The 19,592-nt window shown below is 36.5% G+C and carries 19 protein-coding genes; 15 read left to right on the top strand and 4 right to left on the bottom strand.

Translation table 11 applies throughout. From position 1 onward, the window contains the following. Window positions 1-29 precede the first annotated feature (29 nt). The 3 genes from BXY75_RS01865 to BXY75_RS01855 all read left to right on the top strand — a co-directional run bounded on the left by BXY75_RS01865 (window position 30) and on the right by BXY75_RS01855 (window position 3,464). Window positions 30-1,262 (top strand): O-antigen ligase family protein, encoded by a 1,233-nt coding sequence (locus tag BXY75_RS01865; RefSeq protein ID WP_121905997.1) that lies wholly within the window; start codon window positions 30-32, stop codon window positions 1,260-1,262. 61 nt (window positions 1,263-1,323) lie between these two features. After that, window positions 1,324-2,679 (top strand): exopolysaccharide biosynthesis polyprenyl glycosylphosphotransferase, encoded by a 1,356-nt coding sequence (locus BXY75_RS01860; RefSeq protein WP_121905996.1) that lies wholly within the window; start codon window positions 1,324-1,326, stop codon window positions 2,677-2,679. A gap of 2 nt (window positions 2,680-2,681) precedes the next feature. After that, window positions 2,682-3,464: a glycosyltransferase family 2 protein gene (locus tag BXY75_RS01855; RefSeq protein WP_121905995.1), complete on the top strand. Its 783-nt coding sequence runs from the start codon at window positions 2,682-2,684 to the stop codon at window positions 3,462-3,464. A 146-nt stretch (window positions 3,465-3,610) separates the two neighbouring features. Here BXY75_RS01855 and BXY75_RS01850 read toward each other — a convergent pair whose 3' ends face one another. Continuing rightward, window positions 3,611-4,918, bottom strand: coding sequence for an acyl-CoA synthetase family protein (locus BXY75_RS01850; RefSeq protein WP_121905994.1), 1,308 nt, complete (start codon window positions 4,916-4,918; stop codon window positions 3,611-3,613). Between the two features lie 226 nt (window positions 4,919-5,144). Between BXY75_RS01850 and purD the strand changes: the two genes are divergently transcribed. Then, window positions 5,145-6,416 carry a phosphoribosylamine--glycine ligase gene (gene purD / locus BXY75_RS01845; RefSeq protein WP_121905993.1) on the top strand — a complete coding sequence of 424 codons (1,272 nt, stop codon included), beginning with the start codon at window positions 5,145-5,147 and terminating at the stop codon, window positions 6,414-6,416. 12 nt (window positions 6,417-6,428) lie between these two features. On the opposite strand, the gene BXY75_RS01840 is transcribed toward purD, so the two are convergent. Further along, complete coding sequence (locus tag BXY75_RS01840) at window positions 6,429-6,662, bottom strand: DUF6341 family protein (protein ID WP_121905992.1); 234 nt, start codon at window positions 6,660-6,662, stop codon at window positions 6,429-6,431. A 39-nt stretch (window positions 6,663-6,701) separates the two neighbouring features. Here BXY75_RS01840 and BXY75_RS01835 point away from each other — a divergent pair, with 39 nt between their 5' ends. The 3 genes from BXY75_RS01835 to BXY75_RS01825 all read left to right on the top strand — a co-directional run bounded on the left by BXY75_RS01835 (window position 6,702) and on the right by BXY75_RS01825 (window position 9,574). Continuing rightward, window positions 6,702-7,625: a DUF6427 family protein gene (locus BXY75_RS01835; RefSeq protein ID WP_121905991.1), complete on the top strand. Its 924-nt coding sequence runs from the start codon at window positions 6,702-6,704 to the stop codon at window positions 7,623-7,625. A gap of 254 nt (window positions 7,626-7,879) precedes the next feature. Next, window positions 7,880-8,488 carry a DUF4254 domain-containing protein gene (locus BXY75_RS01830; protein ID WP_121905990.1) on the top strand — a complete coding sequence of 203 codons (609 nt, stop codon included), beginning with the start codon at window positions 7,880-7,882 and terminating at the stop codon, window positions 8,486-8,488. Window positions 8,489-8,542: 54 nt separating this feature from the next. After that, window positions 8,543-9,574, top strand: a complete 1,032-nt coding sequence (locus tag BXY75_RS01825) for a glycosyltransferase family 9 protein (RefSeq protein ID WP_121905989.1) — start codon at window positions 8,543-8,545, stop codon at window positions 9,572-9,574. 162 nt (window positions 9,575-9,736) lie between these two features. Here the strand turns inward: BXY75_RS01825 and BXY75_RS01820 are convergent, their stop codons facing one another. Continuing rightward, window positions 9,737-10,144 carry a DUF6326 family protein gene (locus BXY75_RS01820; RefSeq protein ID WP_121905988.1) on the bottom strand — a complete coding sequence of 136 codons (408 nt, stop codon included), beginning with the start codon at window positions 10,142-10,144 and terminating at the stop codon, window positions 9,737-9,739. A 288-nt stretch (window positions 10,145-10,432) separates the two neighbouring features. Between BXY75_RS01820 and BXY75_RS01815 the strand changes: the two genes are divergently transcribed. The 6 genes from BXY75_RS01815 (at window position 10,433) to BXY75_RS01790 (ending at window position 15,249) form a co-directional block, all read left to right on the top strand. After that, window positions 10,433-11,266, top strand: a complete 834-nt coding sequence (locus tag BXY75_RS01815) for a helix-turn-helix domain-containing protein (protein WP_121905987.1) — start codon at window positions 10,433-10,435, stop codon at window positions 11,264-11,266. Between the two features lie 202 nt (window positions 11,267-11,468). Further along, window positions 11,469-12,659 (top strand): formaldehyde dehydrogenase, glutathione-independent, encoded by a 1,191-nt coding sequence (gene fdhA / locus BXY75_RS01810; protein WP_121905986.1) that lies wholly within the window; start codon window positions 11,469-11,471, stop codon window positions 12,657-12,659. Window positions 12,660-12,762: 103 nt separating this feature from the next. Further along, window positions 12,763-13,161 (top strand): GlcG/HbpS family heme-binding protein, encoded by a 399-nt coding sequence (locus BXY75_RS01805; RefSeq protein ID WP_121905985.1) that lies wholly within the window; start codon window positions 12,763-12,765, stop codon window positions 13,159-13,161. Between the two features lie 66 nt (window positions 13,162-13,227). Continuing rightward, the gene (locus BXY75_RS01800) at window positions 13,228-13,743 is read left to right on the top strand and encodes a YqhA family protein (RefSeq protein WP_121905984.1); all 516 of its coding nucleotides are present in this window, start codon (window positions 13,228-13,230) and stop codon (window positions 13,741-13,743) included. Between the two features lie 6 nt (window positions 13,744-13,749). Beyond that, window positions 13,750-14,745 (top strand): NADP-dependent oxidoreductase, encoded by a 996-nt coding sequence (locus tag BXY75_RS01795; protein WP_121905983.1) that lies wholly within the window; start codon window positions 13,750-13,752, stop codon window positions 14,743-14,745. Between the two features lie 3 nt (window positions 14,746-14,748). Continuing rightward, window positions 14,749-15,249 (top strand): GreA/GreB family elongation factor, encoded by a 501-nt coding sequence (locus BXY75_RS01790; RefSeq protein WP_121905982.1) that lies wholly within the window; start codon window positions 14,749-14,751, stop codon window positions 15,247-15,249. Between the two features lie 65 nt (window positions 15,250-15,314). Here BXY75_RS01790 and BXY75_RS01785 read toward each other — a convergent pair whose 3' ends face one another. After that, window positions 15,315-16,364 (bottom strand): ferredoxin--NADP reductase, encoded by a 1,050-nt coding sequence (locus BXY75_RS01785; protein ID WP_121905981.1) that lies wholly within the window; start codon window positions 16,362-16,364, stop codon window positions 15,315-15,317. Window positions 16,365-16,556: 192 nt separating this feature from the next. Between BXY75_RS01785 and porW the strand changes: the two genes are divergently transcribed. Beyond that, a complete protein-coding gene (porW, locus tag BXY75_RS01780) occupies window positions 16,557-19,121 on the top strand; it encodes a type IX secretion system periplasmic lipoprotein PorW/SprE (RefSeq protein ID WP_121905980.1) in 2,565 nt (854 codons plus the stop codon). A 6-nt stretch (window positions 19,122-19,127) separates the two neighbouring features. Continuing rightward, window positions 19,128-19,592 (top strand): bactofilin family protein, encoded by a 465-nt coding sequence (locus BXY75_RS01775; protein WP_121905979.1) that lies wholly within the window; start codon window positions 19,128-19,130, stop codon window positions 19,590-19,592.

Below are 19,592 nucleotides of genomic sequence, written 5' to 3'. Positions count from 1 at the left end.
GATTAGAAGTAAATTGCAAAAACGACCTTATGAAAATACTGCTTAGAGCCATTTATCCATACGCGTTTCTGCTGTTGTACTTAATTTTACCCTTCGATAATTATGTACGCGCCTTACCAAATATACTTCTAATAGTCCTTGTGGCTGCTTTCCCCTTTGTAATTACCAAAAAGGATATTCAGAAAGTAAAAACAATTCCAGTTCTCATTTTATTGGGATTTATCTTGTTTCTCCTCGGAAATGCTTTAATCCAAGGCAGATTGGAAACAGATATTAATATTATTAAAAAAGTACTAATAGCCTTTGGATTGCTGCTTCTTTACTTCCCTGTTCGGAATGTGGACAAGCTCAAAAAGATCGTTATTTTTTCGTCATTAGCGACCATCTTGTTTTCGGTGATTAATGTTATAATTGTATACAATACCAGCGAAGAATTACTATTTAAAAGCTATCCATTATTGATTGAATCTTTACTTATCGATCGAATCTATCTAGGATTTCTATCGGTACTTAGTATTTTGATCTGTTTTGATTTTCTTCGTCCAAAATTCCATCCGGAGAACCGATATTATGTTGTTTATATCATTATCAACTTGCTTTTCTTAATATTGATAGTTTCGAAAGTTGCATTATTGATCTTATTGGCGGTCTTGATTACAAGGCAGTTTTATGGGAAAACGAAAAAAGTAAGGATACTTGTTACTGTTATTGCACTAACCGTAATGGTTTTCGGTTATCTACAATTCAACAAAGAGATTGTCCAGCAGGACTTTCTAAAATCTTCTCAAAATACTGAAACTAATTTTTTTAAGAAAACACTAACCTGGGATATAAGAACCATTGTCTGGCATTGTGCGGGAGTGATTTCAGAAGAAACAGGCCTTAATCTTTTCGGAATTGGCTTTAAAGAAACCAAGGATCGTTTGGCCGATTGTTATGAAGAGAAAATTGTAGATCCACAAAAAAAGAACCGTTTTGTGTCAGATCGATATAACACCCACAACCAGTATTTTGATTTTTACCTAAGCACCGGACTTATAGGATTAATACTGTTTGTCGGGTTTTTAGTGTATCTGATTGTTAGTAATAGGAAAGTGTTCTTTGCCACGGCACTGGTAGTTGTGTTGATTGCTTATTGTTTTATGGAAAACATCTTTCATAGACAGTTAGGGGCGTATTATGCAGGACTGATTCTCATCTTGTTGATTACCGAAAATAGTAGGAATTTAAACAAAACGATAAAAGAGTCGGAAGAAGCCTAACAAATTGTATTTTTGCAGGCTGAAATTAAAAAGAAGAAATAGAAAAAACAGAAGTAGTTGAATGATATTTAGAAGCGGAAGATATTCAGGGTTTTTAAGACCCATTTCATACGGGATAGACTTGTCTATTATTCTCGCTATGGCTTATCATTTCTTCGAACAGGATTTTATTTACCTCAATTACATACTATTTATTTCCATCGCCTGGATCATATTTTCAGTCAGGTCACATTTTTATAAGATCTATAGATTTACACATGTTGCAAGGATTTTATCGCTCCTTGGAAAACAAGGCGTCTTTTTCTTATTGATTGTATTCGCATTCTTCGGATTTTACAACGAACTTAAAATAAAACCAATAAGTATTCTTGAGTATGCCGGTTTGGTGATGCTTTGTATTGGTATTATCAAGTTCGCGATTTACTATCTACTTAAAAAGTACAGACTTTTCTTTAAGGGAAACATAAGAAAAGTGGTCATTGTTGGTCTAAATCAAAAAACAGAACAATTACGAAAACTCTTTTTAGATCGGCCTGAATTAGGGTATCAGTTAGAGCGAACTTTCGACGTGAGAGGAAAAAACAAGGTAGAGCTGGAAGAGTGTTTCGCCTATGTTTTGGAGCATGGAATAGACGAAATATATTCTTCGGTTGCAGAATTAAACAATGAGAACCTTTTGAAACTTATTGATTTTTCAGACAACAACCTTAAAATTCTAAAATTCCTTCCAGATAACAAGGAGATTTACACTAAGAAACTGGACTTTACTTACTATGGAGTTTTACCAATTCTTTCTCTTCGGAAGATTCCTATGGATGAACCTTTTAACAAGTTCATAAAAAGAAGTTTCGATATCATCCTTTCACTGACAATTATTGTTGGGGTTTTATCATGGTTAACACCTTTATTGGCTTTAGTAATTAAAATGGAATCTGAAGGCCCTGTGTTTTTCAAGCAAAAACGGAACGGCCTCGATTATAAGGAATTCTATTGCTACAAGTTCAGGTCTATGAAACCAAGTCCGCTAGCTAATATCTATCAGGCAACCAAGCAAGATGAACGGGTTACAAGGGTAGGTAGAATAATTCGCAAAACCAGTATCGACGAATTACCTCAGTTTATAAATGTGCTTAAAGGAGAGATGTCTGTAGTAGGTCCTCGACCTCATATGGTAAGTCACACACATATGTATGCCGAACGAATTGATAAATTCATGGTACGACATTTTATTAAACCGGGAATCACCGGATTGGCGCAGGTAAGTGGTTATAGAGGAGAGGTCGAAAGTGATGATGATATCATTAATCGAGTAAAATACGATATATTTTATATGGAAAACTGGTCGTTGCTTCTCGACATTAAAATTGTTTTCCAAACTGTTTATAACGCCTTACGCGGAGAAGAAAAAGCCTATTAAAAATGGAGAAGCAGCCTTTGGTTTCTATTATCACTCCTCTTTATAATGCCGAGCGTTTTATTTCCGAAACCATTATAAGTATTCAAAAGCAATCCTATACCAATTGGGAGCTTATAATTGTCGATGATCTTTCCACAGATACTTCCGTTGAAATTGTTGAAAATTTTTCTTTGGAAGACAAACGGATTCATTTATTTAAACGCGATTTAAACGCTGGTGCCGCAGTATGCCGGAATAAGGCTACGGAGCTCGCCAAGGGAGACTTTATCGCCTTTTTAGACTCCGATGACCTTTGGCATCCCGAAAAGCTGCAAAAGCAACTACAGTTTATGCTGGACAACGATTGTAATGTCTCATTTACCAGTTATTTGCACATTGATGAGGCCGGTACTCAACTAGGCAAACGTATTAAAGCACTGCCTAAATTATCATTTAAAAAACAGCGACTCAATAATTATATTGGGAACCTCACGGGAATTTATAATGCTGCCGTTTTAGGTAAAATCATTGCGCCTAACATTCGTAAAAGACAGGACTGGGCAGTATGGTTGGACGCGATCGAGAAGAGTGGAAAACCTGCACTCGGATTACAAGAAGACCTTGCCTATTACAGGGTCCGAAGCGGCTCCATAAGTTCCGACAAACTCGATCTTGTTAAGTATAATTTTAAGTTCTACAGAGAGTATCTGGGTTATTCATGGCCAAAATCGGCTCTCTATTTGCTCCGTTTCTTTTTCGAGTATTTCTTCGTTCGCCCCAAGCAAATTGAGGCTTATAAAAATTAAGATTTTTCTGTCTGTTCGAGCGCAGTCGAGAACTTTATGTTGGAGAGGATCATGTAGGTCACGACTTTAGTCTATTCTATGCACAGTTGAAGGGCTCTACCTGGCAAATCGTTAGTGTATTTCCTTTAAATAAGTGTAGGTGTAGACTAAATCCTCGAAATAAACTGCTTTAGTTTCCCGCGATTCTTTCGGTCGAGCACGGTAACTCTTTCAAACTCGAGGGTAAGATCATTCTCCAAATATGTAAAAAGAGCTTTTTTAATATCCGCAATCTCTTCCGAAGTTAAAATCTGTTCAGAAACATAGATAATTTTAAAAGTATCTAATTTTGTTTGCTCGATGACAAATTCCTTTACGTTTCCATCGTCTTCTATCACACTTTTGGTGACATAATAGAAAGTCAGTCCGGGAACTGTACGTCCTCCTGGTAATACAGCTACATCGTTAGTACGGCCTACCAATTCCTGCAATATAGGTTTTTTGAAAGTGCTGTTTTTTGACAAAATCCCAGTGTCGCCCAGATCATAGCGAATTAAAGGATGCGCTTTGTTGTACAAAGAAGTAATCACGATGCGACCGGATTCGCCATGAGGCACGGTCTTGTTATTCTCATCCAATATTTCTACAAAGAGAGTTTCGCTGTTTACAACAAACTCGTCTTTCGGATTGGTAAATGCGATGAGGTCGAGCTCACTGGCTCCGTATTCGTTAATCACAGGAACGCCGAAAGTAGCTTCCATCAATTTTTTATCTGTCTCGTACAACATTTCACTAGTAACTACGCATTGCTTCAAACTAGGACACACCTCTTTTAGAACGATGCCTTTTTGCTTTAGAAACTTTGCAAATAACACGATAGAGCTGGTATAACCATTGATGTAATCGAATTTTTTTCTTCGGAAAGTCTTTAAAAACCCTTCCATTTTTTCTTCGGAAAGATCAAAGATGGGAAAGCGATAACGACTGCTAAGACGATCTTTTAAGCGTTCTTTCTGAAACCCCAGCGTATCGAGTGGAATCCCGTAAAAACGAGCTTGCAACGAACTGTTGAAGTCAATCCCGTACCATCCGAAGCGATTCAGAATCTCAGCCCAGGTAAGCGCATGACAAAATTTGTCTTTTGCGAAAATAAACGGATGCCCGCTAGAACCTGATGTTTTGTTGACGTAGCTATTTTTTGTAGTAAACCCTTTAGAAAGTCGTTCCTGCAAGGGTTTTTGCAAATCCGATTTCTGCATTACCGGTATATCTTCCCAGGAAAAACGGTCTAACTTACCCACGAATTCCCGATAATTAGAATTTTCCTTAAGGTGATATTCTACAATTGTCTGTCTGGTATCAAGAACATAATTTTCATACTCAGCTTCTGAAATAGCTTGAATTGCCGCTAATTTCCGTTTTGCCTCAGCAATTGGAAAGCCGTTAAATCGCAAAGTGAGTTCGAATAAATTCAAAAGAGAAAATTAAAATTCAAAGTTACAAACTTTGCCGAAGCTAGGGTTCACTTTGTTAAAAGGAATCGCAAATAACTCCTTCAATTTTCTTTACGATAAGGAAGGTGGTCGCTTCAAAATGATATATTTTTGCAAGATATTTTTCAATAGCATGTTTCAGAGCTTCACAGCTTTAAAAGAAGCTGAAACACTTTGAGGAATATTAGAAACAATTCAAATTAGCCGCATGAATATTTTAATCTTAGGTTCCGGAGGAAGAGAACACACATTTGCTTATAAAATCGCACAAAGTAAACGTTGTGACAAATTGTTTGTAGCCCCTGGAAATGCAGGAACCGCAGCGATCGCAACCAATATTGCCTTGTCAGTAACCGATTTTGAAGCCATAAAAAATTGTGTTATCGACAATGAGATTACTATGGTAGTGGTTGGTCCCGAAGATCCTTTGGTGGAAGGAATTGCAGATTATTTTGCAGAAACAGACTCCCTAAAAAATGTCATGCTAATCGGTCCGTCAAAACGAGGCGCCTTATTGGAAGGAAGTAAAGAACGTGCCAAGGAGTTTATGATGCAACATAACATTCCTACTGCCGCTTACGCCAGTTTCACAAAGGAATCTCTCGATGCAGGAAAACAATTTCTGGAGAGCTTATCAGCACCTTATGTGCTAAAAGCAGATGGCTTGGCTGCAGGAAAAGGAGTGCTCATTTTGCAAGATCTTGACGAAGCAAAACAGGAACTGGAAAATATGCTGGCTCATAGTAAGTTCGGAAATGCGAGTTCTAAAGTGGTAATTGAAGAATTTCTCGACGGAATAGAGCTAAGTGTTTTTGTGTTAACCGATGGTGAAAATTATAAAATTCTTCCTACCGCCAAAGATTACAAACGAATTGGTGAAGGTGATAAAGGCTTAAATACCGGAGGAATGGGTGCAATTTCCCCTGTACCCTTTGCAGATTCGCAGTTGATGAAAAAAATTGAAGAACGCATTGTAAAACCAACGGTCAACGGACTTAAGAAAGAAGCCATTGATTATAAAGGCTTTGTGTTTATTGGACTTATCAAAGTGGGCGACGAGCCAATGGTAATTGAGTATAACGTTCGTATGGGAGATCCGGAAACAGAGGTGGTACTTCCTCGAATAGAAACCGATCTAGTCGATTTGTTTGAAGCGACTTTCCATCAAAAACTCAATGAAATTGAATTAAAAACAGATTCCCGTTCGGCTGCAACAGTAATGCTGGTTTCTGGCGGATATCCGGAAGCATACGAAAAGGGCAAGGAAATTAGCGGAATCGATACCGTAAAAGATTCAATTGTTTTTCACGCAGGAACTACATTAAAAGACGGAAAAATAGTGACCAATGGAGGTCGTGTTATCGCGGTTACTTCAATGGATAATGATTTCAGACAAGCGATAAAAAAATCCTACCAAAACATAGAAAAACTATCTTTTGACAGGATGTATTATAGAACCGATATCGGTTTTGATCTCTAAAAAAGAGGAAATTTAAAGATAAGGATGCGAAGTAGAAGTTTTATCCTCTTCATTGTTATCGTTAAAAGTCTTCAACTGCTTCATCCAATAAAGAAAGGCAACAAATCCAATGGCCATTAAGATCCATGAAACACTATTTGCTAACCACCAGTTATCTAACTCTTCGCTACGTAGGGCATTTAATGGAATAAATAGTACATCTTCGGTAAAAGATTGTATCCCTTCAAAAATCGCTTTCCAACTCATATCTTTATATTTACAAAGCAAAAATATAAATTAACCTTTATGCTTACAAGCTTTTTCGGTAAATCTAATCCTATTAACTACTTCATTCTGGGGATTTTTATTTTTGTAAGCTCTTTTTTTGCGACTTTTTCTGAAAGTTATGATACTCTTAAAATTACCGGCATCATAGAAAACCTACTGTTTTCAGTGTTTGCCGTATTTATGATGCTCTTACTGGATTTTATAATACGCAAAAACGGTCTAACGAAAAATAACACCTACGCCATCTTCTTCTTTTCGTGTTTTTTATTGGCGGTTCCCGAGATTTTCTCTGAAAAGTCTTATGTCGTTGCAGCAGTTTGTATGCTTTTTGCAATACGGCGCATTCTGACTTTCACTTCTGAAAAAAATATAGAAAAGAAAATTCTTGATGCCTCACTTTGGGTTATGTTTGCGTCGTTCTTTTACTTCTGGAGCCTATTATTATTCGTGCTTTTATATCTTGCTTTATTTCGCAAGGGAAACTTAAAATACAAGGATTTACTCATTCCTATTGTAGGAGCATGCGCGCTTTTTGTTTTAGCAACTGCAATTAATTTTCTTATAAGCGACTCCTTCGCTTGGTTCTATGAATGGAAATCGGAGATTAGCCTGAATTTTTCGGCATACAATGACCCTAGCATCTTGTTTCCTGCAACCTTGGTAATTACAATGTTATTGTGGATGGGACTCTTTCGGTTTTTTAGATTGACATCCATGCAAAAAAAAGAGCGTCCGAATGCCGTTTTAATACTAATCGCGATTGTTATTTGCGTTTTCATTTCTTTGGCAAGCCCATTAAAAAATGGCTCCGAATTATTGTTCATCATTGGCCCATTAGCTATAATTATTACTAATTATCTCGAAAACAGTAAGGAATTTTGGTTTAGAGAATTATTGCTTTGGTTAGCCGCCTTACTTCCTATATCAATGCTGTTTTTATAGGGTTTATTAGCTTCGGAAAGATTGCAATTACCTCGGAATTTGATTGAGTTACGGATACTTCCGAAGCTACCAGACATCCTATTTTATTTTTCGTTTAGATTATAGAAACAGGAAAGATTCTAGTTAGGTTTCAGAAATACTTCACAAAAATACCGCATCAAATCTTACACAAAATATGATACCTTTGTATCTCATAAAATCGCGCTCAGAAAATAGTTAAACACATTTCAAGAGTAGTGCACAAATTAGATATCATGTTTTCAGAATTAGCAAATAAAATTTTTCTAGAAGTGATTGTAAAATATCATGTCATTAACACTGTAGATCAGGAATTTTCTAATCCCTACAAAAAAGACAAGCATTTGTTGGAGCATTTGTTGTACAGAAAATGTTGGATAGATACAGTACAATGGCATTATGAAGATATTATTAGAGACCCTCAAATTGATCCAGTTGCAGCTCTTACCTTAAAAAGAAAAATCGATGCTTCCAATCAGGATCGTACAGATATGGTGGAATATGTTGACAGCTATTTTCTTGACAAATATAAAGCTGTGTCTGTAAATAAAGACGCCACGATTAATACCGAAAGTCCGGCATGGGGAGTAGATCGCTTATCTATACTTGCACTAAAAGTATATCATATGAACGAAGAAACCACTCGCGTCAATGCAACAGAAGCACATCGAGAAGCATGCGCAATAAAATTGAACATTCTTTTGGAGCAAAGAGTTGATTTAAGCACTGCTATCGATCAATTGTTGGTAGATATTTCGGCTGGGAGAAAATATATGAAGGTGTACAAGCAAATGAAAATGTACAACGATGACGAATTGAACCCAGTTTTAAGAGGCGAAAAATAGTATTTTCTCATATATTGATTTAAGATTCATTTTCTGTAGTAACAACAGATCGCTATGAAACATCCAGGTCACATACTCGTAATTCGTCTTTCGGCTTTGGGTGATGTTGCGATGACAATACCTGTATTACGAGTACTTACTCAGACCTATCCTTCGCTTAAAATCACAGTCGTTACAAGAGTTTTTTACAAGCCTTTGTTCGATGATATTCCGAATTTAGAAATTCTGGAGGCGGATGTGTACGGCGAACATAAAAGAATTGGGCTTTTAAAATTAGCCAAAGAAGCAAAGAATCTCGGAATAGACGCAGTAGCCGATTTACACTCTGTGATTCGATCTAAGGTCCTCACAAAATATCTTAGTCTTAAAGGAATTCCGACAGCTACAATCGATAAGGGAAGAGCAGAAAAAAAGGCGCTCACGAGATCCCAGGATAAGGTGTTTCTGCCTTTAAAAACCACTCACCAACGTTATGCAGATGTTTTCGATGCCTTGAGTTTAAAGATCGATCTTTCAAAACATCATTTTCCGGAACGCAAAAAGTTAAGTCCGCAATTAAACGCACTCATTGGAGTAGAACCAAAAAAACTCATTGGGATCGCACCCTTCGCTGCCTTTAAAAGTAAAATGTATCCTTTGTTTTTGATGAAGGAAGTCATCTCCAGTTTAAACAACACCAACAAATACAGAATCTTTCTATTTGGAGGTGGTGACCAGGAAATTTCGGTTTTAAAAAAGATTGAGAGTCATTACGAAAGTGTTTCTTCTGTGGCTGGAAAACTAAGTCTTAAAGAAGAATTAGCGTTGATTTCCAATCTCGATGTCATGTTGGCAATGGATAGTGGCAACGGACATTTATCGGCCATGTATGGAGTACCAACGGTAACTTTATGGGGAGTGACGCATTCTCATGCAGGTTTTGCTCCTTTTATGCAAGCTCCAGAAAATCAGTTGTTCGCAGATCGTTCTAAGTATCCGTTGTTGCCAACTTCGGTATATGGTAATAAATTTCCAAAAGGTTATGATGATGCCATTGCGACCATTCCTTCGGAAGAAGTGGCGAAGAAGATAATGGAGATTATTTAAAAGGGGCGGGAAGCTGGAAGCATGAAACTGAATACTTTGATGTCACTTCGAGTGGATTTTAATGACCAACAAGGAATTAAAATCTGTATCGAGAAGGAGTGGATTTTAATGACCAACAGGGAATTAAAATCTGTATCGAGAAGCAGTGGTTTCTTGAAGTTATCACAATTTTTCCTTAGGCCAATTCCAGGCAAGCCAGACAATACTTATTGTAATCAAAGCTTCTAAAACGGCGTAGAATACATAAAATGTATACCAAGCGTATAATGCCGTACTTGCTACTACGGTAACCACTAGCGTAAAGAAAACTCCAAAAATAATAGTTAGCCATTTACATATTTTTGGTTTTAGAAAAACGGACAACGAGATCATTAAAGCTGGAATCGCCAATATAAAAGAAGCGAAAAACAACTTCGTTGGACTATCCAAAATATTCATACCGTTTAAAAGACTCTCGACTTTATCGGGGGCATATAATTCAAAATAATCACCATAAATATAACAGAACATCAATGACGTCCATAAAACTGCAAGTTTGATTCGAATATTGATTCTCGGATTTTCTAGCATAAGATTTCTTGTTTAATAAATGAACAGCGTGGGTATTTATTATAAAGACGTAAAAAACTTTGAAAGGGTTGTCTGGAGACATTGAGACTTAGAGGATCTACTTATAAATTAATTGTGATTTAACCTTGAAATAAGTCTAGATTGCCTTTTTTAAACTCGTACAACTCCTAAATAATTTGAAAAAAGACTAACTTTGAAAGGGTTGTCGCTTCGAACAATATTTGGAAGATGGAGACCTGCCTTGTACAATGCGTCATAAGCGAAATATATAAGCCGAAAGAACTCTAAATGCCAATAGAAAACATACCTGAAATCTATATTAAGGACAAAACAGCAAGTCCAGATTTATTTGTATATGATTTTAAAATGACCAGTGATGTTGTTAAGAGTAAGGTTAATTTAGGTATGAATATGTTTAGCTTTTTACAAGTTGGGAAAAAGCAGGTTCATTTCGCAGGTACGTCGGTTGCAGTTAATAAAGACCAATCACTATTGCTAAAAAAAGGAAATTGGCTATGGACTGAACTGCTAGATGTTGATACAAGTTATTATTGTAAACTTTTCTTTTTTTCCGAAAAAATACTCAAAGAATTTTTAGAAAAGCATGGTTTAAACAATGAGGTAGTAAAAGACGGAACACCATATTTTATTATTAAGAATGATGCGTATATCAACTCATATCTCAATTCATTATCAACAATTAGTAATGCGCCTGCGATTTTTATGGAGACGCTCCTTTCCGTAAAATTTGAAGAATTGATGCTTTATTTCCTGCAGAAATATGGAAGAAAATTTGAATTATATCTACACTCTCTAATCGTTATAGAAAACTCTTCTTTTAAAAAGATTGTAGAAAGTAAAATACATTCTAACTTAAAATTAGAAGAAATAGCATTTTTATGCAATATGAGTTTATCTACCTTCAAAAGGCAATTTATAAAGGAATACAGGGAGTCACCCGGTAAATGGCTACAAAACAAACGACTTCAAAACGCCAAAAAAACGTTAGAGCAAGGAATTTGTAAACCATCTGAGATATACTTGGAATATGGGTACAATAACCTCTCCAACTTTAGCATTGCCTTTAAGAATAAATTTGGAATCAGTCCAAAAGAAGCTTGACGATTTTTTTTGTATTTTGCATATTCTTCATTATCAACTAAATAAACAAACCTAGATAGTTAATTCCTCTCTAAGTACAGACTATCTGACCTTTTCTCATAAGTATTGACCTTTTTTCATAAGTGATAGTCAAAAAAATAACAGTAACTTTCAATTCGTTTCAATTGAAATTATTAGTTAATCACAATAAAATCAGAAAATTATGTGTAAAAATCATGGCGTATCCTATATGGGAGCAGGAAAAGTAGAATTATTAGAAATAGACTATCCCAAACTAGCATTGGGAGATCGAAAGTGTGAACACGGCGTTATTTTAAAGATTGTTGCTACCAATATTTGTGGTTCAGACCAACACATGGTTAGAGGAAGAACTACTGCCGAAAAAGGGCTGGTTTTAGGGCATGAAATTACAGGAGAGGTTATAGAATTAGGGCGAGACGTTGAGTTTATCAAAAAAGGAGACTTGGTTTCCGTTCCTTTTAATGTTGCCTGTGGTCGTTGTCGAAATTGTAAAAACGGTCTAACTGGTATCTGTTTAAATGTCAATGGAGATCGTGCGGGAGGCGCTTATGGATATGTCGATATGGGAGGATGGGTTGGAGGTCAAGCAGAATATGTAATGGTGCCTTATGCCGATTTTAACTTATTAAAATTTCCTGATAAGGATCAAGCCATGGAAAAGATATTGGGTCTGACTATGCTTACCGATATTCTCCCGACTGGATTTCACGGAGCGGTTATGGCAGGTGTGACGGCTGGTTCAATCGTGTATATTGCAGGTGCAGGGCCAGTAGGATTAGCCTGTGCCTCAAGTTGCCAGTTATTAGGTGCAGCCGTTGTCATAGTAGGCGATCTTAATGAACAACGTCTCGCTCATGCCAGAAGTTTTGGTTGCGAAACCATTAATTTGACCAATGGTATTCCGGTGGAAGAGCAAATTGCTATGATTGTTGGTATCCCCGAAGTAGATTGTTTTGTGGATTGTGTAGGTTTCGAAGCTAGTGGGCATGGCGCAAATGCTGGAAAAGAAATGCCTGCTATTGTGCTAAACCAAGCTATGGCAATTACTAGAGCTGGTGGATCCATCGGAATTCCAGGTTTGTATGTAACGGAAGATCCAGGAGCTACAGATGAGGCCTCAAAGCAAGGAAGTCTAAAAATTCGTTTTGGATTGGGTTGGGCAAAATCCCATTCTTTTCACACTGGCCAAACACCCACAATGAAATATCACAGGCAACTAATGAATGCTATTTTATACGAAAAAATAGATATTGCTAAAGCAGTAAACGCAGAAGTGATAAGTCTGAAAGATGCAGCTAGAGGCTATGCCGAATTTGATACCGGAGTTGCTAAAAAGTTTGTTATTGACCCACATGGTATGATAGCTCGATAATTTGACCTTTTTTCATAAGTTATTGAGCTGTTTTGGTAACTCAATACCCTAATTCTTAAGGTATATTTGCACCATAATAATAACAATACTAAAACAATACATTATGAACATTACATTAGCACAAGCAGAAAAAGCAATAGTAGCAGCAAAACAAAAAGCAACAGCAATAGACACTAAAATGAACATTGCAGTTGTAGATGCGGGAGCAAATTTAGTAGCATTTGCACGTATGGACGGAGCTTGGTTAGGTTCACTTGACATCTCAATTAAAAAAGCAAAAACAGCTCGTTTCTTTGATATGAATACGGGGATTGTAGGTGAATTATCTCAACCAGGAGGCTCTTTATACAATATTGAACATTCTAACGGAGGTTTAATTACTTTTCCAGGTGGAATTCCAATTAAAAATGCCAAAGGTGAAATTATTGGAGCCATTGGTGTAAGCGGAAGTTCAGTTGAAAATGACCATGCAGTTGCTGAAGCTGGAACAAAAGCAATCTAAATAAATTCTAATAATTTTGAAAGAGGATAATTAGTTTCAATTATCCTCTTTTTATTTCAAACAATTATGAAAAAAATATTCTATTTATTTCGTTATGTAAGTTGGACTGCGATAATAGGTTCACTTCTTGGTTCGTTGTTGCTTTTTATAGTGGGTGCTTTAAAAACTGTTAATGCTTTTAGGGTAGTTATCTTCAATTACATACCAGAAGACAAAGCACATTTACATCCTGCAGATATTGCCACTACATATCTTATTAAATCTCTAGATACATTTTTGATTGCCTTGGTACTATTCATTTTTGCACATGGTGTTTATTCCTTGTTCATTTCAAACAAGAAGTATGATGATGAAAAAAACGTATTAAAATGGATAAGAACACCAAATATTGGCCATTTAAAAAATGTACTTGCAGAGGTGATTGTCATTATTCTTTTTGTAAAGTTTCTTGAAGTCGTATTCGTAAACATTGACAATCTCAAATGGGAAATAGCAATACTTCCTTTTTCCATACTTCTATTGGCTCTTGGTTTAAAATTTTTAAGTCTCAATAAAGAAGAAGTTGATAACGCTAAAAAATAATAGATTATGCAAGCCATACAACATATAGGATATGGAGAAATTTCAGAAAATATTAAATTTACTGAAATTGAAAAACCCACAATAAACAAAGACGAAGTTTTAATTGAAACTTATGCCGCTAGTGTAAATCCGTTAGACATTAAAGTTATAAAAGGCAAATTAAAAGGACTTGGCAAATATAGCTTGCCAGCAACAATGGGTTATGATGTAAGTGGAAAAATTGTGGGAAAAGGTGAAAATGTTTCAGATTTTAATATCGGAGACGAAGTTTACGCCTATGTAGATAAGCAAGGTTCCTTTGCCGAGTTTGTGGCTGTTAAGCAAAACATTGTAAGTATAAAACCCAAAAACACCACCTTTGAGGAAGCTGCAAGTTTACCACTGGTTAGCCTTACGGCTTCTCAAGTTTTAAAACGAGCTAATTTAAAATCGGGTGATAAAATATTAATTCATGCAGGCTCCGGTGGCGTTGGATCTTTGGCAATTCAATTAGCAAAGGCAAAAGGGGCTTATGTTTATACCACAACAAGTACGAGTAATGTAGCATGGGTGAAAGAACTTGGAGCAGATCGTGTGATCGATTATAAAACTGAAGACTACAAAACCATTGTAAAAGATGCAGATGTGGTTCTGGACACGCTTGGAAATCAGTATACTGAAGACGCTTTTAAAGTTATTAAAAAAGGTGGTAAAGTAATCACACTTGTCGGTCCGGTTGATAAAGAGACTGCAAACCGAATGAAACTCAATAAAATTGCCAAACTCTATTTAGCATGGAAAAGAAGAAAAATTACCAAAAATATAAAGCTTAAGTCTGCCTATTATAGTCTTCTCCTTATGAGAGCCAACGTTAAGCAACTCAATGAAGTCACCAATCTTTTAGAAACAGGAAAAATTAAAACGAATATTGACAAAGTATTTCCTTTAGAAGATGCATTAAATGCCATACTTTATGTTGATAAAGGACGAACTAAAGGAAAGGTCGTTATTAAAATGAAGTAAACCATGAGTAGAGGATTTGTTAAAGAAGACGATCAGGAAGAAATTCCTATGATACCACCAAGAGCCGATTTGCCAGAAGGAATGACAAATTACGTTACTCAAGTTGGGATGGATGAACTATTAACTGAAAAAGAAATGTTCATTAATGAAATAAGCCAGCTAGAAATAGCGAATGAAAAAGAAAGACGCATTGCTGTGAATTTTATAAATGCAAAATTGCAATTGTTGAGTAACCGAATTGCTACCTCAAAAATTGTAGCTCTTGACAAACAACCACAAAATGAAATACGATTTGGTGCTTTAGTAACCTTAAAAATTGAAAAAGAAACAGAACTGCAACAATATCAAATTGTAGGAGTAGATGAAGCGGATATTTCAAAAGGTAAAATCTCATTTATCTCACCAATCGCCAGAATATTGATAAATAAGAAAGTTGGAGAGCAAACAGTTTTAAAGCTTGCAACTGAAGATAGGATTTTTGAAATTATAAGTATCGAATATTAATGAACGCTACCGCTTAGTACCTTCACCAAATAAGCAATTAACAATTCACTTTAAGTAAATTTTATCTACACATCATCATAATCTATAATTAATGTAGCTGTTGTTGGATGCGCCTGACAGGTTAAAATGAGACCTTCTGCAATTTCACTATCGGTAAGAATCTGGTTTTTTCGCATTTCGGCTTTACCTTCCTTGATCCTAGCAATACAAGTGCTACAAATTCCGCCCTGGCAAGAATACGGAGCATCCAGATCATTTTCGAGAACCGCATCCAACACCGATTTTGATTGTGGCATGCTAAAAGTTTCGGTTTCATCGTCTAAAACTACCGTAATGGTTGTGGTGCCATCGTGAGCCTGTACTAGCAAATCTCCTTCAGAAGTAGTGAAAAGTTCAAAATGAATTTGTTTGGTATTGATATGATTTTCTTTCAGAGTAGAAGCCACATCGTCGATCATAGGTTCTGGTCCGCAGAGATAAAACTCATTGAAAGTAGTGTCTTTGTACTTGTTTTTCAGAAGAAAATTCACAACAGAACGATCTATTCTTCCGAAGAGTGCATTATCAGCTTCCTTGCGACTATAAACCATCTGTATTTTTAGACGGTTCGGATATTTCTCCTGAAGACTTGCAAGGTCCGTCAAATACATACTGTCTTCGGCTGTCTTGTTACCATACACCAATAAAAAGGTGCTATTAGGTTCTTTCGATAAGGCCGTTTTAATAATTGAAAGCACAGGGGTAATACCACTTCCAGCAGCGAAAGCGGCGTAATTTTTAGCCACATCTGCCACAGGAGAAAGTACAAATTTTCCTCCCGGAGGCATAACTTCCAAAGTATCACCTGCCTTTAAAACGTCGTTTGCATAGCCTGAAAACTTTCCACCCTCTACTCTTTTAACACCAATAGTGAAGCTGTCACTGCCCGGAAGACTACAAATAGAATAGGCTCTTCTTAACTCAGTTCCTTCAGCGATATGCTTTATGGTTACGTATTGTCCCGCCTTAAATGAGAATGCTTCGGAAAGGGAAACGGGTATGGAAAAAGTAATAGAAACTGCATTTGGAGTTTCTTGTTTTACTTCGGAAATGGTTAAAGTGTGAAATGTATTCAAGATGCTATATATTTTTGCGTAAAAATACAAAGGAATTTAAGTTTACAAAGCAATTGAAGCGGGAAACCTTCTCAATTTTTAAAGCAATTTTTAAGGAGATAATAAAAAGAAGTGTATTTTTACCGTTCCAGTAGCGGTTTTTATACTAAAAGCGTAGCTTTTAAGTTAGTATAACAAATAATTCATAGAATTTTGAAGGGCATACATAAAATTACAATCGTACTTCTTGCAGTCTTAGTTTTGGCAGCGTGTTCGCGCAAAAAAAACACCTTTTTAAATAGGAATGTGCATGCAGTGACAGCCGAATATAATACACTTTATAACGGTGGCGTTGCATACGACCAAGGAAAGCAAGAATTATCACTTACCTATAACGACAATTTTTGGGAGATTCTTCCGGTAGAAAGAATTGAACTTGAAGAGAGTCTTGGGTTGCCTGGAGAGGCAAAGGATCCTAATTTCAATAGGGCTGAAGAAAAAGCCGTGAAGGCGATTCAGAAACATTCTATATACATCGACGGTAAAGAATATAATCCTCAAATCGATGAGGCCTATATGTTATTGGGTAAATCACGTTATTATGACTCCCGATTTGTACCGGCATTGGATGCTTTTAATTTTATTTTAGACAGATATCCAACCAGTAACAGTATTAACATAGCGAAGATATGGAAAGCGAAGACGAATATTCGTCTGAAAAATGAAGAGGTTGCCTTGGAAAATCTTCATAAAATGTTTGAGAAGGATGAATTGGAGGACGATGTATTAGCAGATGCTTCAGCAATGATGGCACAAGCATATATCAATATGGATTCTATTGAAGAAGCATTGCCATTTATGAAACAGGCAGCAGCTAATGTAGAGGATAGAGAGCTTGAAGGAAGATATCTTTTTATAAAAGGACAACTGTACAACAAACTAGGAATTAAAGACAGTGCTAATTTGGCATTTGATGAGGTGATTGAACTTAACAGAAAATCTCCTCGAATTTATATGATCAATGCGTATTTGGCAAAAGCCAATAATTTCGACTTTGAAAAAGAAGATCGCATTGCCTTGCGAGAACTGCTAGCCGATTTGGAAGAAGACAGAGAAAACAGACCTTTTCTCGACAAGATTTATTACACTATAGGTGAATTTTATAGAAACAGCAAGGTTATTGATACTGCGGTAACGTACTACAACAAGTCTTTGAAAGCAGTAACCCGTGACGCTATTTTAAGAGCAGTTGATTATCAGACTTTAGCTGAAATCAATTTCAATAATGCCGAATACAAACGAGCTGGTTCGTATTACGATAGTACGCTTACAAGTCTTGAAGAAAATTCGCGTCAATGGAGACGTATCAAAAAGAAACGTGAGAACTTGGATGATGTCATCAAATATGAAGATATCGCAACTATGAACGACAGTATTTTGCGCATCGCAGCCATGTCTGAAGCTCAACAAACTGCATTTTTTACTGAGTATACAGAGAAACTAAAAGCAAAGGCAGTAAGAGATTCTATTGAAAGTGCAAAAGCGGAAGGAAGTATCGCTAATAACGAATTTTATACGAAAACAGGAAAAGACAATCCGAAAGAGGCAGGTGGGAGATTTTATTTTTATAATTCATCTACGGTTTCTTATGGGAAGCAGGAATTCAGAAAAATTTGGGGCGAACGTAAATTGGAAGATAACTGGAGACGTTCTGCCAAAAAGAGTAGTCTGGAAACAGTCGATGATGTTGAAGCATCTCCGGTGGCTCCAATAGCCGAGAACGAAATGTTTAATGTGGAAACCTATTTGAAACGAATTCCAAAAGATCAGAAAGTAATCGACAGCCTAGGTAAGGAGCGTAACTTCGCGTATTATCAACTTGGCTTGATTTACAAAGAGAAATTCAAAGAATACGAATTGGCGGCCAACCGATTGGAGAAATTATTTACTTACAATCCTGAAGAAAGACTGATTTTACCTTCAAAATACAATCTCTTCAGAATTTATGAGGAATTGGAGAATAGTACGTTGGCCACTCAATACAAAAATGATATTTTAAATAATCATAGCGATTCCAGGTACGCGGAAATACTTCGTAATCCAAACACTTCGCTCGCTACCGACGAATCTAGTCCGGAGTTTAAGTATAAACAATTGTACAAAGATTTTGAAGCTTCGAAGTATCAACAGGTGATCGACACTTCAGATGAGTATATCACCACTTATAATGGAAATGATATCGTTCCGAAGTTGGAGTTGTTGAAGGCAACTGCCATTGGGCGTCAGCAGGGATTTGAAGCCTATAAAAAAGCATTAAATTTTGTTTCTTTAACCTACCCGAATTCGGAAGAAGGGAAACAGGCACAGACGATTTATTCGACTGTCATTCCGAAGTTAGCTAAAAAGGATTTTGAGTCGGATGAAGAGGCTAAAAACTTCAAGATGATCTATCAGTTTGGCGCGAATGACACACAATCTGCGCAACTATTAAAAGAAAAATTAGATAAGGCATTAGGCTTCTTTAATTATTCAAACCTTAGCATTTCTATCGATTATTATGATCCAAACACAAAGCTAGTTGTAGTTCATGGTTTCAACACCAAGCTTGGAGCTCGTGGATTTGGAGAAGTGTTAAAAGAACATAAAGACTATAAAATTACAAACACACATTTTGAAATCTCTTCCCCAAATTATAAGACAATTCAAATACACAAAAACCTAACTAAATATTTAAACCCAGGGAACTCTGAAGAGAAGGACCCTGATCCTCAAAAATAAACGACCATGTTTTCAGAAAAAAAAGACAAGAATGTTGTTGAGCCGGGCACCGGACAGAATCGAATAAACGAAGGAACAAAACTCGTAGGAGATATCCACTCTTCGGGATTTTTTAGAATAGACGGCCATATCGAAGGCAATGTAAACACACCCTCTAAAGTTGTTTTGGGTAAAACGGGTTTTATTAAAGGAACTCTCACCTGCGAAAACGCCGATATTGAAGGAAAATTTGAAGGAAACTTAGATGTTTCCGGAACTTTAAGCCTTAAATCTACTGCTCACATTGATGGTGAAGTAGTTGTAGGAAAACTTGCTGTTGAGCCGGGCGCTACTTTTAATGCGAGCTGCACGATGAAAGGTGGAGCAAAGAACAAGGTTAATCAAACAGCCACACCAAATGAATCGACTGCCGGTAGTAATCACTTCGATCGCCAGCAACGTGCCAAGAAAGCGGCAGAACCTTCAAAATAG

The organism is Ulvibacter antarcticus, from assembly GCF_003688405.1.
GTDB lineage: Bacteria > Bacteroidota > Bacteroidia > Flavobacteriales > Flavobacteriaceae > Ulvibacter > Ulvibacter antarcticus.
The sequence above is the reverse complement of the archived record's forward strand: the minus strand, read 5'-3'. Positions and strand labels throughout refer to the sequence as shown.

Coding starts and splice junctions, on each gene's coding strand:
- BXY75_RS01865 (WP_121905997.1), top strand. CDS start 30: ATGAAAATACTGCTTAGAGCCATTTATCCATACGCGTTTCTGCTGTTG.
- BXY75_RS01860 (WP_121905996.1), top strand. CDS start 1,324: ATGATATTTAGAAGCGGAAGATATTCAGGGTTTTTAAGACCCATTTCA.
- BXY75_RS01855 (WP_121905995.1), top strand. CDS start 2,682: ATGGAGAAGCAGCCTTTGGTTTCTATTATCACTCCTCTTTATAATGCC.
- purD (WP_121905993.1), top strand. CDS start 5,145: ATGAATATTTTAATCTTAGGTTCCGGAGGAAGAGAACACACATTTGCT.
- BXY75_RS01840 (WP_121905992.1), bottom strand. CDS start 6,662: ATGAGTTGGAAAGCGATTTTTGAAGGGATACAATCTTTTACCGAAGAT.
- BXY75_RS01835 (WP_121905991.1), top strand. CDS start 6,702: ATGCTTACAAGCTTTTTCGGTAAATCTAATCCTATTAACTACTTCATT.
- BXY75_RS01830 (WP_121905990.1), top strand. CDS start 7,880: ATGTTTTCAGAATTAGCAAATAAAATTTTTCTAGAAGTGATTGTAAAA.
- BXY75_RS01825 (WP_121905989.1), top strand. CDS start 8,543: ATGAAACATCCAGGTCACATACTCGTAATTCGTCTTTCGGCTTTGGGT.
- BXY75_RS01820 (WP_121905988.1), bottom strand. CDS start 10,144: ATGCTAGAAAATCCGAGAATCAATATTCGAATCAAACTTGCAGTTTTA.
- BXY75_RS01815 (WP_121905987.1), top strand. CDS start 10,433: ATGCCAATAGAAAACATACCTGAAATCTATATTAAGGACAAAACAGCA.
- fdhA (WP_121905986.1), top strand. CDS start 11,469: ATGTGTAAAAATCATGGCGTATCCTATATGGGAGCAGGAAAAGTAGAA.
- BXY75_RS01805 (WP_121905985.1), top strand. CDS start 12,763: ATGAACATTACATTAGCACAAGCAGAAAAAGCAATAGTAGCAGCAAAA.
- BXY75_RS01800 (WP_121905984.1), top strand. CDS start 13,228: ATGAAAAAAATATTCTATTTATTTCGTTATGTAAGTTGGACTGCGATA.
- BXY75_RS01795 (WP_121905983.1), top strand. CDS start 13,750: ATGCAAGCCATACAACATATAGGATATGGAGAAATTTCAGAAAATATT.
- BXY75_RS01790 (WP_121905982.1), top strand. CDS start 14,749: ATGAGTAGAGGATTTGTTAAAGAAGACGATCAGGAAGAAATTCCTATG.
- BXY75_RS01775 (WP_121905979.1), top strand. CDS start 19,128: ATGTTTTCAGAAAAAAAAGACAAGAATGTTGTTGAGCCGGGCACCGGA.